Consider the following 15,544-nt stretch of genomic DNA (forward strand, 5'->3'; position numbering starts at 1 on the left):
TGTTTGTACAAGTAACCATTGTTCTTGTTTATTAAAAAAGGGTTAGAAGCTATGAGTTATTTAAAAATAGAGAAAAAATTTAATGAAAGTACAACTGTAGAAAGTAAAACTGAACAGGAAACACAAGAACAGCCACGTGTTAAACATAAACGGGTAATAGCAGAGCCCGTTGCTGGCAATGTACAGTTTTCCGTTGGTAATATCTCTGGAGTTTCCAAAAAAACTTCCCCCGAGCAAATGGAAAAAATGTTCACAAAAAGGAATGAACTTTTGCAGTCAATGAGCAGTGAAATCACGATTACTGCTCCTGTAGGCGGCAATATTACAGAGAGTTTTCTTTGCTTTGATTTTGCTGCTGACAGCGACTCTGATGAAGAAAAAGCTGGTTCCACGCTTTCAATGAAATAATTGATACAAATCTTAAGCGTAGGTCGGGCGCTTTCGCCCGACATTCAAACTCAGATGAGCGAAAAACCTTAAAGAGTGGGAGATTTTAATTTTCAATGAGTTGTTTGAGAAAGGGGCGCTTGTTTATATAATGCTGTAATCGATTTATGCCTGACATGCACTCTATGAGAAACTTTCAGATTTATCTCTATTTACTGCTTTACTCTTTGTCATTCACTTCAACTGCCAAAACAGAAACCTGTCCCTCTGCAGGTGCAAAAGATCGTTACGTTGTTACCAAGTTGCGTGCCGAACAGCGAAAGGATACTGCGGGTCTGATTCGGGTGTATTATAAGCTTCTTCATTCCTTTGACCCGCAAAAACCCACTCTTTTGGTTATCAATGGCGGGCCTGGCGGCGATCATAATCTGATTGAGCTTTTCTATAACACTAAACTCGACAAAAAAATGAATATTGTCGGTTTTGATCACCGGGGTCTGGGTTGTACTCGACCTCTTTCTGCCTGGAAGGCCTGGTATGAAGAAGGTATCTATTCAATGAGCAGAACTGCTGATGATATAGAGGCTATTCGCAAGGATCTTTTGGGAAAGGACGGTAAATGGTTTGTCTATGGAATTTCATATGGAACCTTCTTAGGGCAGCAGTATGCAATAAAATATCCACAATCCATTGAGGCGATGATATTAGATTCAGCATTTCATGACAGCCAGGCCATTGATATTGCCCGGCAGCAATTTATGCCTTTATATATCCGTAGTGATGAGGCTATCAGTAATTTATATGACCGGGTGATTCAAAAATACAGCGATCTGAGATCCGCTGTTCTTCGTACTATTTTTAGCTACAGTTATGGTTATGAAGGACGCACCAGAGCAACGCGCATTTTTCTGGAGCGACTTCTGAATACTGGCTCCAGGGAAGAAGCTGAGAAAATAATAGGGAGTCAGCATGATTTTCCGATGACGGGTATGTCGCGCCATATTATTTGCGAAGAAATATGGGATTACTCAGCTGACCAGGATGCCAATGCCTATTATTTTTCCTCTTTTGGCGACTGCGGAGCATTTGAAAAACACCGTAAACCGATGGCTTTTGCTGAGGAACTTAGAAAGCTGAATGTTCCTGTCTTTATTTGGGGCGGACGATTTGATCCGGTTACGCCAATTCAGGCGATGCGCGAAATGCATCAGCTTATTCCTCAATCATTATTCTGGGAACATCCCTATGCCGGGCACGGTTTGATAGTGGAAAGCTCGGCTTGTGCGTTTAAGCTGGCGGATATGTTTTTTAGTGGCGGTTTAAAATCAGATATAGACGCCTTGGCAAATAGTGCTGATTGCCAGCGTGAGCCCTCTGCGAATTTTGCGGACACTCAGAGCCTGCTAAAGAAAATGACTTTGCCAGGGATAAATTTTCCAGGATTTTAATTATCGATTTGAGCAATCTATGCCCTTCAGGGTGTCCAGCTTTGTCATTTCCGCGCAGGCGGAAATTCATTTTTACATGGCACTGTGCCGAATCAGGAATAGATTTCCGCCTGCGCGGAAATGACAGGTTTTAAAACCGTCTTTGCGAGCGTCGCAAAGACCAGGTAAATTGCCGCAGTACCTGAGAAAAGTCAACTCAGCATGTTAAAAAGCTACCATTGAGGGTAAATTTATTTGAGAATCAATGAGTAGCTTGATATAGTCTCACGCTCGAAATAATCTTAACAGGATGTAAGAGCAATGATACGGACATTAATTACTGCTTTTCTGGTATTATTTTCTGCGACTCTATTTGCGCAATCGACGATTCGCATCGGAGAAGATGTGGATTCTTCCTTAGCGTCTGCTGCGAACCCGGCTATTCATGCCAGACACTATCGTTTAGTTAAAATTGATATACAATCGCTTTACTCCGAATTGGCACCTGCTCCGCATCGCGATAATTTATCAAGTAGTAAAGCGCTCGTCATCGAACTCCCTCATCCCAATGGCCAGAACCGGCAGTATAAGCTGGTTGAAAATTCGACTATGGCACCTGATCTAGCTGCTAAATTTCCAGAAATTAAAACTTATGATGCTTATAGCCCTGATAATTCAGGCGAGCTGGTTAAACTGGATATTACCCCTAACGGTTTTCACGCCATGATCCTGACTCCTGGTAAGGACAGTATTTTTATTGATCCTTTGGAAAAAGATAATACGCAATATTACATGGTCTACTATAAGAGAGATTTTAGGACAAACAAGCGAACTAAATGCGGTGTGTCAGGGCAGGGTAAGCCACTGCAAACGACTAAGTCTTTTGCCAATTTTTCTACTTGTGAATTAAGGAAATATCGTCTGGCAATGGCAGCAACGGCGCAATACACTGCTTTTTACGGGGGTACAGTCGCTCAGGCACTGGCGGGTGAAGTCACAACGGTCAATCGTGTAAATGGAATTTATGAACGTGACGCTGCTATCACACTGCAATTAGTCGCAAATAATGCGGCCATTATTTATACGGATCCGGATAATCAGCCCTATACCAATGGCAATCCTTCTGCTTTGATTGAAGAAAACCAGACCAATGTGGATGCGGTGATTGGCTCGGCTAATTATGATATTGGCCATGTGGTCGATGCCTCTGGCAGTGGATTGGCAAGCCTTGGCAGTGTTTGTGATCCGGCTGAAAAGGCACAGGGTGCAACAGGCCAGGAAAATCCTATTGGTGATCCTTTCGATGTGGACTATGTTGCTCATGAAATAGGCCATCAGTTTGGAGCAAATCATGTGCAGAATAATAGTTGCGAACGCAATATTCCGACAGCAGTCGAGCCAGGAAGCGGCAGCACCATTATGGGTTATGCAGGGATTTGCGCTCCCAATGTGCAGGCGAATTCAAGCGCCTATTTTAATGGCATCAGCTTACAGGAAATCGGACAGTTCGTTTCACAGCCAACGCATACCTGCGCAGTTAAAATGCCAATTTTTCCAGCACCGCTCATAAGCAATACTAATGGAAATCACATCATTCCAGCCAATACGCCCTTTAGTTTAACTGCTTCAGCCACTAATCCAACGGGTAATTGGTTAACTTATACCTGGGAACAAATGAATAATGAGGTCTCGGTTCAGCCCCCTGTCAGTTCGGCAACCGGTGGTCCCAATTTCAGAAGCATTGATCCCTCAATATCGCCCACTCGATTTTTTCCTAATCTGGTGTCTTTAGCGAATAATGGGCCCTTCACCTGGGAGGTTATTCCCTCTGTATCAAGGATCTTGAAATTCAGAGTCACGGCTCGGGCAAATAATCCCTATGGTTCATGCAATGCCTACACCGATGTGAATGTGACAACCACGACAGCGGCAGGTCCCTTTGTAGTCACTCATCCCACAAACCCCGGTATAAGCTTCCTGGGGGATACGATTGAGCCGGTCATGTGGAGTGTCGCTAATACCAACTTGCCGCCCGTGAATGCTCAGTTTGTGGATATTTTTCTTTCTATTGATGGGGGCGTCACCTATCCCTATCTTTTGGCGCAAAGAACACTTAATATCGGTATAGCTAACGTGTTTGTTCCCAGTCTGGCGACCACGACCGCTCGTATTATGGTTAAGGCGTCCACTGGCAGTTTTTTTAATATTTCATTTAATAATTTTAGCATCGCGACTCATCTTAATTTGGTCCAGGCTGAACGCAATCCAATGAATCGCAGTGAAGCCTTCATTTATTATGCCGGTCTGGATCCACGTTTTATTACAGGCCTGGTTGCCAATGGGTTGCCTAATTCAATTGTTACACTGGATGGCCTGCATCGTCGCTTTATTGTCACAAATATTGTAACGCCGCGAAAAGTGAATGTTTCTATTACGGTGATAAGGCAAGGCGGGGGCATCAGCGAAACCTCCAATCTGATCACAATCCCTGGTATTTTATAAACGAGGTCATTATGAATAAGAAATTTATTTTAGTTGCGTTAAGTTTGGTAAGTTTAAATGCTTATGCTAATTGGTCCGCTGCTTTGAATTTAGGCGTTAACGCAGTCAATATCGACAAAGATTTAACGTATCCTTTGGGCGATCCCTTTACAACGTCTGAGAGCTATCGTCATGCCTATACCGGTTTTCATGGCCAGCTTGCAGTTGCCTATGATTTGTTATTCACTGAAAAGGTCCGTATAGCGATTGAAGGCGATGCGGATTTATTTACCGGGCGGGCAAGGCATGTCATTAATAACTGGTTCATTGATGAGTCAGTGCTGGCAAAGGAAAAGCTAAATTATGGATTTAGCCTCTTCGCCTTACCGGAATATCATTATAATGAAAGTTTCCGTATTTTTGCAGGCCCTGGCGTATCCCGCAGCCAGTTCAAAATCGATTCTACCAATACGGCTGGTAATGCAGGGGTTACCGGGAATTTTGAGCAATGGTTAACTGGTATAAGTGCCAAAGTGGGAGTGGCTAATAAACTCTCTGCTAATAAGGAACTTCTCTTTACCTATCAATTTACACAATACGATAGTGTGACCAAAAGCGCGGAAGAACCCTTATCTGGTGAATTTCTCCGGGGTCGTTATAAGCCTCAGGCCAATTTATTTATGGTCGGTTTGCGAGTCGCATTCGCTTAATCATTAGCCAGGGAGTGCTTTACCATAAGACACTTCCTGGCGCGGTGAGCCTTTTTTATCCAGAGCTTTAACCTGAGCCTGTTCGCTTTCCTCATCTGATTTATGTGTTTTGCATTTATTTAAACCTGCTAAATCACAGCCTACTGGATGTAAGGTTTTAAAATTATTTCGAATAAACTGGGCGTCAATAATATCAGCAATAACCGGGGCTTTGGTTCCTACTGATCCCGGGGTGTTCATCGCAGCAGCCTCCTGAATCATCATCGAGCTGTTCAATTCCGCCGCTTCATCGCAAAGTGCCTCGCGCTCAGCTCCAGTGGCATCATAAGCTGGAATTTCGCCATTTTGCGCTTCGGCTATCAAACTCAGTGCGTGCTGATAAGCAGCGCTTTGCCCGGTTCTGTCTTTGCCACTCTTGCAGTTATTGGTTTCAACACCCCCCATCGCTTCGACCATCATTTTTTTTAAGGCAATTTTATATTCTTCCTTATTACGTCGATCGGCGCCTAAGAGCTTGGTGGGGGCATTATTCAAGAGCCTGAATTTTTCCTCGACGGCAACCATAATAACCAGATTTTGTCTTTGATCCTGATTGAGTCCATAGCGATTACTATTGATCATAGAGATGAGCATTTCACGCTCTTCCCTGGTCAAGGGTTTTTTATTGTCGCAGAATTTTTGGATCAGGGCTTTACCGTTTTCAGACAGGGGAGTGCGTTTATCAATTATATCAAAAACATGGCGCACAAACTCTCTGGATTTCTGGCGTAGAATTTCCTGATCGGCAGATGATTCCTGTCCAAATTTCGGATGCCGTAATGAATTGGTCGCATTATTATGGTAAAGAATTTCAATGGACGAATCATTCGCATGTCGGGCAACGACTTTATCAATGGCTTCTCGCTGGGAATCAATCAAAAATTGGTCGGCTTGCCCGCTTAGATTTTTCTCACTTAATAAGGACTGAAATAGTATGACGGTAGGAGGCCTTGGTTCATCCTGGAAAAAGTCGCCCCATAAGGATTCAGAATTGAATTTAGCTAATTGAATCGATTTTTCCAGCAGTTGCTCCACATTTAAAAGTGATTGCGATTCCCGGTTATCTTTTTGCATCTCATAGGAAACCGGTGTGCCGGATTTTATGCTCGCTGAAATGGTTTTAATTGAAGAATCATTTTTTTGCAGGAGCAAATAATTGGCACGGGCGTTGGATAGTCCTGGCGTATGTTGCATTGCTGAAGATTTAAAAAACGTGCTGAATTTAATCCATTTTTCTTCCGCAGCAGAATCGGTGGGAGTAGGGATCCGCTGCAAATACCAGTCTTTTTCTTCAGGACGAAGTCGTTGGAACCAGTCGGGTTGCTTGTTTTTATTGTGAATTTTCATGTATTCATTTTTCTGTTCTGCGGTCAGTTCATGATTGAACTCATTATCGATTTGAATGACTTTTGTTCCATTTTTCTTATGGGTAACAACCATCAGAACGCGATTCTGATTATGCTCGGCTACAAAATAACGTTCCGCTTTGCGAATAGGACGTAAAATTTCTTTTTTTATTTGCTGCTCACTTTTAATGTTCGCTTTTTTAGCAATGTCTGCATTTAAATTGTTAATGAAAGTATTCATCGATGTTTTTCTTGGTGTTCCTAGCCTTGCCTCCTCAATGATGTCATTAGATAAGGCGACCAAGTGTTTACGAATCTGATCTTTGGCGGCGGGATCATTGGTGATAAAACCGGAAGAATCCAGCATGGTCAAAACTCCGCCAACAATACTGAGTTTGCGGGTGGCGAGTGAGACGATCTTCTTATGCTTGATATCCTTTTCTGTAATCTTATAGTTCGGATCGTAATCGATTTTAATTATCACTTTTTCATTTTTATTTTCAGGTTCAAGACGTTTGTAAGTCCAGGGAGGATTGGGATGTTTCATTTGCTCCAGAACCTGCATGCGCTGTTCCAGTTCGTTCAGCACTTGCTGTGTACCGATGTTTGAAGGAATCGGTTCAGCGGGTAATTCTTTTGTGACAAATTTGTCGGTATTCTCTCCATTTATAGCTTGTATGATCTGCTGTGTGCATTCCGATGTTGCAAAAACACCAATTGCCTTCGTGGTTCTAGTGGTTTGTGGATTGGGAACTGTATTTCCCTGATACTCGTCAAGAGCAGGTGCTTTCTTCTTCTCTCTGGCATTATTTTGTTTAAATTGATGAAACCAGTCGGTGCTTTGAGATACTACTGGTTCTGGGGAAGGTGCCGGGTTTTCCTGAACTTCTGCACTATTTAAGCGGGGGGCGTCCTCAACAACCTTCGAGTCATCTTCCATGACTAAAGAAGTATCTTGTGCTTCTTCTATGGGAAGCGCATCAGGGGCTGGGTAAAGCTTGGTTTCTGCATCATCATCGCTGCTTAAACTGACTTCTGATAAGTCATCGCTCAATGAATCAGTCGATTCACTGTAAGAAATCGACTCGGTCTGAGAGAGTGTTTCCGCCGGAGCAATTTCCTCCCCCTTGATTTCTTCTGGCTCTTCTGGTTCAAGTAAGGGATGTTCCTCAGCGCTTTTTAACTCCCTGACCTCAGGAGCTTGCTGGGATTTTCCGAATAAACTTTTAAATCCTTTAAAAATTGAAAAGGGGGTTGCCGCGAGTAGAAAACTGAAGGCGCCCAGAACAGTGGCTACAGCCGCAACAGTATAGACAAGCAAGGCAACCGGTGCCAACACCACCGATGCCATCAAACGATTGCCAAAGGAAAAAGCGCGGGTGCTATTGTTGTATATGAAGTTTAAGTAGGCTTTAAGCCAGGGGCTTTCTTCATAAAAAGCATAGAACTTCGACTTTTGAAAATTACCCGGCGGAGGAAGAGCTCCTTTATTTTCAACTTCAGCCATACTGCACCGAATTACAACAAACCAGTATGTTTAATTTTAATACAAATTATTGAATGTGCATGGATAAGCGTTTTCAAAAGAAGGCTCTGGAAGTTTTTCCTGCCACAACTTGTGGCTGCTTCTGGAATGCTATAGGCTAAATTTAACTGAAACGCTGTTTAGAATAGAGAACTCTGGATTTAAGGATAAGGAATGTTGTATTCACTTGGTATTGTAATAATATATCTGTTTATTCAAATGAGTCTGATGTGGGGATTGTATCGTATTTTAAAAAACCCCTCTGTTGTTGATGTTGCCTGGTCATTAGGACTAATGGTTTCAGGGCTGATTTATCTAAGCTTCAGGTCTTTCAGTTTTCGTACTTTCATTATTAGCTCTTTTCTCATTTTATGGGCATTACGTCTTGCATTTTACTTATGGTACACCCGCATAAGAATAGGTCATATAGACAAGCGTTATACTGAGCTCAGCAGTACCTGGAAAATAAACCCTTCATTTGGATTCTTTATTAACTTCCAACTTCAGGGACTTTTAATTCTTATCATTTCAAGTGTGTTTCTGCTGATAAGCGAATCAGAATTAACCCATTTAACCTGGATAGACAGCATTGCTATTTGCATAATTTCATTAGGAATCATGGGGGAAACTCTGGCAGATTTACAACTGCAGCGATTTAAAAACCAATACAAAGGGGAGGTCTGTAATGCAGGTTTATGGCGTTATTCTCGCCACCCTAATTATTTTTTTGACTGGTTGGTCTGGATGGGATTCGCATTATTTGCGATACAGTCCAACTTAGGGTACTTAGGCTTACTTTCTCCTTTAATGCTATACATTATTTTTACGCGTATAACGGGCCTGATGACAGAAAGAGGTTCCATACAATCACGGGGTCAAAAATACATTGATTACCAAAAACAAACGCCCATGTTTTTTCCCTGGTTCAAGAAAGAAATCGGTTCTGAATGAAGACTGCAAATAAACTACTCAGTCCGCACAGGACCATTCCCCAGATAAAATCGATTAGCGTTATTTTCCATGGCCAGCCTGCAAGGATTGAATAATTAGTAAAGTCGTAAATCCCATAAGTTACAAGACCAAGCATTACTCCGCCGAGCAAAGCTTGCGCGTAATTGCCCTGGGCGTTAGGAATAACAAAATAAAGGATACCCAGAGTGATGCACACATAAACTACAACTGCCGCCCACCAAACCGGCGCCATTTCCCCTCCCGATGTACGCAATAACATGCCGATATTTTTTGCATAAATCGATTTGGCGAGGAACGCCAGCCAAATCATATCCAATACGAAAATACAAAGCATCGTTAAGAAAAAAAGCACTATAAGTTTCATCGCAGTCCTTGAAACAAATTACTCATGAATACTTGAAGTCAAAAAGACTATCCTTCATAGTAGGTGCCTTCCTGGCACTAATGGCGCACAAATTCTATGGCCCGATATCTCATTATTGCAGCAAGCAGCGCGATTGGTCAATCAGTAACCGAGCTTTTACAAAAGCAGGGTGATGAGGTTTTTACAACAGCACAAAGCAAAGAAAAGATCACTCCTGACTTTATACTTGATGGCACTGACTTCGGTGCAGTCGATAAAGTGTTTGAGCAGGCAGGGCCTCTGGATGGGGTAGTTAATTGCGCAGGCTCCTTATTAATCAAAAGTGCTCATACGACCAGTTATGAGGAGTTCCAAAAAACAATCAACGCATCCTTGACCACATCATTTGCAGTTGTCCATGCTGCGGGAAAGAGAATGACGCATGGCGGCTCCGTAGTACTTATTGCCTCTGCAGCAGCGTTGACGGGACTGGCCAATCATGAGGCTATTGCAGCGGCCAAAGCAGGGGTTATTGGTCTCGCACAATCAGCAGCAGCGACCTATGCCTCTTCAAATCTCCGCATTAATGTTGTGGCACCCGGGATGGTCAAAACGCCATTGACGGAGTCATTACTGAGTAACCAATTGATTGCCAGGGCATCGACTGCCATGCATGCTTTAGGGCGAATTGGAGAGGCAGCGGACATAGCAAGCGCTATCTTGTTTTTTTTAAACCCCTCAAACAATTGGATCACCGGGCAGGTGCTCGCAGTAGATGGCGGCTTAAGTTCTGTTCGACCGAAGCTTAAAGTATAAGTTCAGGATGTGTCATGACGAGACTGTGTTTTCTTTTGGGCGATCAATTAAGTGAATCGCTTTCTTCTCTCACAGTAATCGACAAGCGCAATGATGTGGTTTTTCTTTGCGAAGTGATGGAAGAAGCAACTTATGTTGCTCACCATCCTAAAAAAATTGCTTTTCTGTTTTCAGCGATGCGCCATTTTTTAAAGCGTTTAAAAGCGCTTGGATACCGCGTTCGGTATACCCAATATGACGATGCTGGCAACACTGGCAATTTTGAGGATGAACTGTATCGAGCCATCAGAGAAGAAAAAATTTCCGAGGTGCATGTGACTTACCCTGGAGAATGGCGTGTTCTTCAAAAATTGGAAACATTAAAAAAGGAAATGCCGATACCCCTCGTCATTCATGAAGATACTCGGTTTCTATGCACACTGGATGAGTTCAAAATATGGGCAAAAGACAAAAAGCAACTGCGCATGGAATACTTCTACCGCATGATGCGTCAAAAGCATGAGATCCTCATTGAAAGTAAGAACAGGCCGGTGGGAGGGAGCTGGAACTACGATGAGCAAAATCGAAAAAATGCAAATCATGTTGAAACATTTCCCAGCAGAATGGTGCATCCTATAGATGAGATGACTTCAGAAGTTTTAAGCCTGGTGGAAAAAGAATTTTCCAATCATTTCGGCCAATTGCAGCCGTTTAATTTTGCCGTGACCCGTGAGCAGGCTCTGGAGGAGGCCAGCTACTTCTTAGAACATTGTTTAGCGTTTTTTGGTGATTACCAGGACGCCATGCGCTCTGATGAGGTCAATTTATACCATTCCAGATTATCCTTTTATCTGAATGCAGGGCTCCTGTTGCCCTTGGAATTATGCCGCATGGCAGAAGACGCTTTGAAAAATAAAACAGCTCCTTTGAATGCCGTTGAGGGTTTTATTCGTCAAATTCTGGGATGGCGTGAGTACGTCCGTGGCATCTATTGGCTCTTGATGCCTGACTATGCAGACAAAAATTATTTTAATGCATCCAGGCCGTTGCCCTCTCTATATTGGGGAGAGCGCACTCAAATGCTTTGTATGAAAGAAGTCGTTCGGCAGACAAGGGTCGAAGCCTACTCTCATCATATTCAGCGTTTGATGATTACCGGTAATTTTGCGCTCTTGGCAGGCATTAATCCGAAAGAAGTCTGTGAGTGGTATTTAGCCGTGTATGCGGATGCTTATGAATGGGTGGAGTTGCCAAACACTCTGGGGATGGCTCTGTATGCTGATGGCGGGGTGATGGCGAGCAAGCCTTATGCCGCCAGTGGCAAATACATTCAGAAAATGAGCAACTTTTGCAAATCATGTGCTTATAATCCTGCAGAGGTGATAGGTGAAAAAGCCTGTCCTTTTAATTCCCTTTACTGGAATTTTATAGCTACACACCAAAACGTACTTAAAAACAATCAGCGCCTTCATTATGCTTATCTCAATTGGGATAAAATGGAGCCAGAAAAGAAGAAGGGTATTTTAACTAAAGCAACTGAGGTATTGAGCGCATTAGCTAATGGGCGGTTATAAAGAAATACTCTGGTAGTAAAGAGATTCTAAAAGAAGTCCTGCTCTGGAATCACCACTTTGAGGAGGCTCTTCCACAGGCCCCCTCAATAAATAAATTTTTGATTTTTATTATTAATTTAATGATATACCATCAGGTGAATTCAGATTTGTTGCCCCTGAATCCATACAGTCAAAAAAGTTTCCTGTGACAGGGTCGATACGGCATTTTGACACACTTGTGTTATCACTGATGTAAATAAGACTATTAGCCTCATCTATCGCAATATTCTGAGGATTAGTAACTGCCCCTCCTGCGGTAAAGCAGCTAGTTAGCATTCCGGTATTGAGAACCACGCATCTGGCAACCGAATTCAAAGAGGTAACTGCTACATAGGCAAAGCTTTCATTGTTAAAAAATGCCATGCTGCCATTAGCAAAAGTAATTGCTGCAGATGGAGGGTTAACACAGCCGATTAATTGCCCGGTGCCATCAACATTACATATAGTCGTCTGGAACTGATTGACAAGATAAGCCCGTGTCCCTGCGGCATTGAAAGTAATTCCACTATGGACTTGCCCTGCCGGCGGTGTTGCTCCGGAATTGACACAGCCTGCAGTAACAATCATGCCCACTCCATCAATCGGGCATTTTATTAAGGGAGTAGCGCCGGATGAATTAAGAATGTAGAGGAAGGAGCCTGTTGGGTTCAGTGTTAGTCCTGATGAGTTGGTTAGCCCGCCTATAACCGAATCTGTACAATTAGTTAAAGTACCGGTTATGGGAGTTACAGAGCACTGAGTGACGGCGTTACTCGAGGAACTGCTAATGTAAGCCAGTGTGTCAGTTTGATTAAACACAATATTGCTGGGGTTATTGATGGCAGGAAATGGACCCATAACACTACAATTGCTTAATTCACCGGTTACAGAGTTCCTTAAACATTGGGTAATATTTCCGGATGGGACATTGTTGGTGACATAGGCAAAAGGGGAGGTGACAGAAATGACCGCATTTACCGCAAGGGTATTCGTTCCGAATATGGGAAAATTTGTAGGCGGCACGACGGTGTTAATGGCGGTATAGGTAATCATGCAGTTAGCCCCAGGCGCTACCACAGCACAGGTATTTCCTGATTCAACCACCTGTCCATCCAAAGCTGTGCCCGTGAAATCCGAATGAATGGCAAAGGCGTTAAAATTTGATGTATTAGTAATAGTTAACGAGCGGTTGTCACCTTTAGGTATGACAAGCGGTGAGCCTGCTACGGCGATACTCAACGTAGTGGGTGGCAGCACCTCCATCGTAACATAAGTTGTGGCAGCATTTGTGCCTATAATGGGTACAGAAACCTGCGGGTAGCTATTCATGCCTGGAAGAAAGCGTAAAGTGCAGCTTGCTAAAGGCGGCAAAATTGCACAACTTGAAGCATCCTGGGTGACACCCATATTTACAGGCAAGACAGCTTGAATCCCATAAGCGGTAACTCGTGTCGAGCGATTAGCTATAGTTAAAACCACTGGAGTATTCGAGCCGGCAATCAGATTCAGGCAAGCGTGATAATTATACTTACCATAGCAGTAAGCGTTTTCCAGTTTAACGGCTAAAAGGGCCTCAGCTTGATCCTCTGCTTCCAGTGTGAGCGAATTTTCTTTATCAGCATACGATGTGTGTATGAAAATCAAAAAAACGAGTGACAGCTTTAATAGCTGGCTAAAGTAAGATCTTTTTATTTGCATCATATCGTTCAAATCCATTTAAGAATACTGCTCGGAGATTACACAAAGCGAGTTACTGCACGCTAAAAAGTTGCATGCTAGATTTTTACTTAGGGAATACCGAATATAACACCAGGCGCTGGTTACAGACAATCTCATTGAGTCTCTTTGATAGCGATTGCCGGCATTATAATTTGAATCAATCCTGGACTCTTTTTTCAGATGCGTATTACCTTTAGGTAAAAATTTCTATATTCTTTATTTTGAGCCACTGCATAACGCCGGGATGCCATGCCAGTAGAAGAAGAGAGACTTCGATTTGGATATCAGCTGAACATGCTTAAAGCAGATCAAGATCATAGTTCCAGTGTTAATGTTCCATTAATACTCTAAAACAACAGCTTCTAATTCATTGACTGACCTACGTCTTGGCCAAAAGCTAAGATTTTAACCCCTCTTAGCAAAAAAGATATAAAATCACCTTGTTTATGCATATCGCTTCAGTTTAAAAAATATTAAATTTTGAGAATCTGTATGAAGAATAAAATTACAATCAGACAATATAAAGAAAATGATGCGCAGGATTTGGCAGGTATTTATTACAATACAATTCATAACATCAACATCCGCGATTATTCGCCGGAGCAAATCAATGCCTGGGCCCCTTCTACATCCTTGGAATTAAATGGATGGAAGCAGAAATGGGAGAAAATTACTCCTGTCGTTGCCTTGTTAGAAAACACAATAGTCGGATTTGCTGAGTTTGAGCCTGATGGGCATATCGATTGTTTTTATGTTCATCATGAATTCCAAAATCAAGGGGTTGCCTCTGCATTAATGACTGCAATAGAAAAAAAGGCAAAAGAAAATAACGTACCCCGGATATATGCTGAGGTCAGTATTACCGCCAAACCCTTTTTTGAAAAAAGAGGGTTTCAAGTAATTAAGAAGCAAAGTGTTACTATCAGAGGCTGTCAACTCACCAATTTTGTTATGGAGAAAGCTCTAAGGCATCGCTCCTTGTCATTAAGGCTGCTAACACCATCTGATATTCCTGTTATCGTTGAGGGCTTTACTCAATCCAATTGGACAGGAAAGCCAGCCTCTATATTTGAGCAATATCTGAATGAGCAACAGAAACAAAAGCGTATAATTTTGGTGGCCTATCTGGAAGATCATTTTGCAGGTTATGTGACTTTAAAATGGGAGTCACAATATAGTGGTTTTAAAGAAAATAATATTCCTGAAATAATGGACTTAAATGTATTACCGGCTTTCAGAAAATTGGGTATTGGCACAGCTCTGATGGAAAAAGCAGAGAAGGAAGCCGCGTTAAAATATAAAATGGTAGGAATTGGTGTAGGTCTCTATGCAGATTATGGTTCTGCACAAAAACTGTATATTAATCGTGGCTACATTCCCGATGGTAAAGGCATAACCTATAATTATCAACCAACTATCCCTGGAAAAAGTTACCCGCTTGATGATGATTTAGTTCTTTGGTTTACAAAAAAATGTAACTCCCCAGGTACGTCATCCTGAGCGTAGCGAAGGATCTCAAACAGCTTAGAACTGAGCCAGATTCAGGAGATCCTTCACTGCGTTCAGGATGACGTTGAAAAGATAATTTATTTGCAATATTAGCAGCGTAGCCTTGGTTGGCGCGCATTGCGACAACCGGGTTTGCTACAAGTGCGCGATATCGACGTGATTTTTCTCATCGAAGCAATTCATTTTTACTCTTATTTAGAAAGTCGAAATTCCTGTGCCTGTTCTGGCGTTCATCAATCCATCAGGAACGGGAGTCTTCTGCGAAATTGGGGATTAGGTTATCAGGATTGAAAACCTGGTTGTCGCAATGCGCCAACCAGGCTACATAGCTGATCTTTACAAGAGGGGTATTGGCTTGTAAATTCTTCAAGCTCTTCTTGCGACAGGGGGCTGTTTTCAAGAAAACGCAGACGGAGCTCATCATCAGCCTCTATGAGTGCCAAAGCTTCATTCAAGTACGCGGAAGCACCTGTTGCAAACCGTTTGAAGTCATGAATGCTGGCAATGCATGCTTCCACAACTTGAGGAAGGCACTTTTTAAATAATGGCTCTAATTTCGCAAGACAATTTTTCACAATCATTTTATAGATTAAGTCATCGAGAAGAAGGCCTCCAGGAATGAAGGGGTGTTGGGCTAAAATATTCATTAATGCTTGTGGGTTTCTGTCAAGCAGAATTATTACCTGATTTATACCAATC

General features: G+C 42.5%; 12 protein-coding genes. 8 read left to right on the forward strand and 4 right to left on the reverse strand.

Going from position 1 to position 15,544, the window contains the following annotated elements:
• Nucleotides 1–51 precede the first annotated feature (51 nt).
• The 4 genes from LXA66_RS15750 to LXA66_RS15765 all read left to right on the forward strand — a co-directional run bounded on the left by LXA66_RS15750 (nt 52) and on the right by LXA66_RS15765 (nt 5,005).
• Complete coding sequence (locus LXA66_RS15750) at nt 52–408, forward strand: hypothetical protein (protein ID WP_233013925.1); 357 nt, start codon at nt 52–54, stop codon at nt 406–408.
• A gap of 164 nt (nt 409–572) precedes the next feature.
• Nucleotides 573–1,835 carry an alpha/beta hydrolase gene (locus LXA66_RS15755; protein WP_233013926.1) on the forward strand — a complete coding sequence of 421 codons (1,263 nt, stop codon included), beginning with the start codon at nt 573–575 and terminating at the stop codon, nt 1,833–1,835.
• Between the two features lie 300 nt (nt 1,836–2,135).
• Nucleotides 2,136–4,316: a reprolysin-like metallopeptidase gene (locus LXA66_RS15760; RefSeq protein ID WP_233013927.1), complete on the forward strand. Its 2,181-nt coding sequence runs from the start codon at nt 2,136–2,138 to the stop codon at nt 4,314–4,316.
• A gap of 11 nt (nt 4,317–4,327) precedes the next feature.
• Nucleotides 4,328–5,005: a porin family protein gene (locus LXA66_RS15765; RefSeq protein WP_233013928.1), complete on the forward strand. Its 678-nt coding sequence runs from the start codon at nt 4,328–4,330 to the stop codon at nt 5,003–5,005.
• Nucleotides 5,006–5,008: 3 nt separating this feature from the next.
• Here the strand turns inward: LXA66_RS15765 and LXA66_RS15770 are convergent, their stop codons facing one another.
• Nucleotides 5,009–7,897, reverse strand: coding sequence for a hypothetical protein (locus tag LXA66_RS15770; RefSeq protein WP_233013929.1), 2,889 nt, complete (start codon nt 7,895–7,897; stop codon nt 5,009–5,011).
• Between the two features lie 195 nt (nt 7,898–8,092).
• On the opposite strand from LXA66_RS15770, the gene LXA66_RS15775 reads away from it, so the two are divergent.
• Nucleotides 8,093–8,866, forward strand: a complete 774-nt coding sequence (locus LXA66_RS15775; RefSeq protein WP_233013966.1) for a DUF1295 domain-containing protein — start codon at nt 8,093–8,095, stop codon at nt 8,864–8,866.
• Here LXA66_RS15775 and LXA66_RS15780 read toward each other — a convergent pair.
• On the reverse strand, nt 8,841–9,251 hold the full coding sequence (locus tag LXA66_RS15780; RefSeq protein ID WP_233013930.1) for a DUF2177 family protein: 411 nt from the start codon (nt 9,249–9,251) through the stop codon (nt 8,841–8,843). The two genes, LXA66_RS15775 and LXA66_RS15780, sit on opposite strands and share 26 nt — an antisense overlap.
• A 96-nt stretch (nt 9,252–9,347) precedes the next feature.
• Here LXA66_RS15780 and LXA66_RS15785 point away from each other — a divergent pair, with 96 nt between their 5' ends.
• Nucleotides 9,348–10,046 (forward strand): SDR family NAD(P)-dependent oxidoreductase, encoded by a 699-nt coding sequence (locus tag LXA66_RS15785; RefSeq protein WP_233013931.1) that lies wholly within the window; start codon nt 9,348–9,350, stop codon nt 10,044–10,046.
• 14 nt (nt 10,047–10,060) lie between these two features.
• Nucleotides 10,061–11,599, forward strand: coding sequence for a cryptochrome/photolyase family protein (locus tag LXA66_RS15790; RefSeq protein ID WP_233013932.1), 1,539 nt, complete (start codon nt 10,061–10,063; stop codon nt 11,597–11,599).
• 111 nt (nt 11,600–11,710) lie between these two features.
• Here LXA66_RS15790 and LXA66_RS15795 read toward each other — a convergent pair whose 3' ends face one another.
• The gene (locus LXA66_RS15795; RefSeq protein ID WP_233013933.1) at nt 11,711–13,318 is read right to left on the reverse strand and encodes a lactonase family protein; all 1,608 of its coding nucleotides are present in this window, start codon (nt 13,316–13,318) and stop codon (nt 11,711–11,713) included.
• Nucleotides 13,319–13,828: 510 nt separating this feature from the next.
• Here LXA66_RS15795 and LXA66_RS15800 point away from each other — a divergent pair.
• A complete protein-coding gene (locus LXA66_RS15800) occupies nt 13,829–14,836 on the forward strand; it encodes a GNAT family N-acetyltransferase (protein WP_233013934.1) in 1,008 nt (335 codons plus the stop codon).
• A gap of 290 nt (nt 14,837–15,126) precedes the next feature.
• Here the strand turns inward: LXA66_RS15800 and LXA66_RS15805 are convergent.
• Nucleotides 15,127–15,544: hypothetical protein (locus LXA66_RS15805; protein WP_233013935.1), on the reverse strand; the 418-nt coding region annotated here is incomplete at its 5' end.

Source organism: Legionella sp. 16cNR16C (genome assembly GCF_021297775.1).
GTDB lineage: Bacteria > Pseudomonadota > Gammaproteobacteria > Legionellales > Legionellaceae > Legionella_C > Legionella_C quinlivanii_A.

Bases quoted from the DNA above. Each gene is read 5' to 3' on its own strand.
- LXA66_RS15750 (WP_233013925.1), top strand. From the start codon at position 52: ATGAGTTATTTAAAAATAGAGAAAAAATTTAATGAAAGTACAACTGTA.
- LXA66_RS15755 (WP_233013926.1), top strand. From the start codon at position 573: ATGAGAAACTTTCAGATTTATCTCTATTTACTGCTTTACTCTTTGTCA.
- LXA66_RS15760 (WP_233013927.1), top strand. From the start codon at position 2,136: ATGATACGGACATTAATTACTGCTTTTCTGGTATTATTTTCTGCGACT.
- LXA66_RS15765 (WP_233013928.1), top strand. From the start codon at position 4,328: ATGAATAAGAAATTTATTTTAGTTGCGTTAAGTTTGGTAAGTTTAAAT.
- LXA66_RS15770 (WP_233013929.1), bottom strand. From the start codon at position 7,897: ATGGCTGAAGTTGAAAATAAAGGAGCTCTTCCTCCGCCGGGTAATTTT.
- LXA66_RS15780 (WP_233013930.1), bottom strand. From the start codon at position 9,251: ATGAAACTTATAGTGCTTTTTTTCTTAACGATGCTTTGTATTTTCGTA.
- LXA66_RS15785 (WP_233013931.1), top strand. From the start codon at position 9,348: ATGGCCCGATATCTCATTATTGCAGCAAGCAGCGCGATTGGTCAATCA.
- LXA66_RS15790 (WP_233013932.1), top strand. From the start codon at position 10,061: ATGACGAGACTGTGTTTTCTTTTGGGCGATCAATTAAGTGAATCGCTT.
- LXA66_RS15795 (WP_233013933.1), bottom strand. From the start codon at position 13,318: ATGATGCAAATAAAAAGATCTTACTTTAGCCAGCTATTAAAGCTGTCA.
- LXA66_RS15800 (WP_233013934.1), top strand. From the start codon at position 13,829: ATGAAGAATAAAATTACAATCAGACAATATAAAGAAAATGATGCGCAG.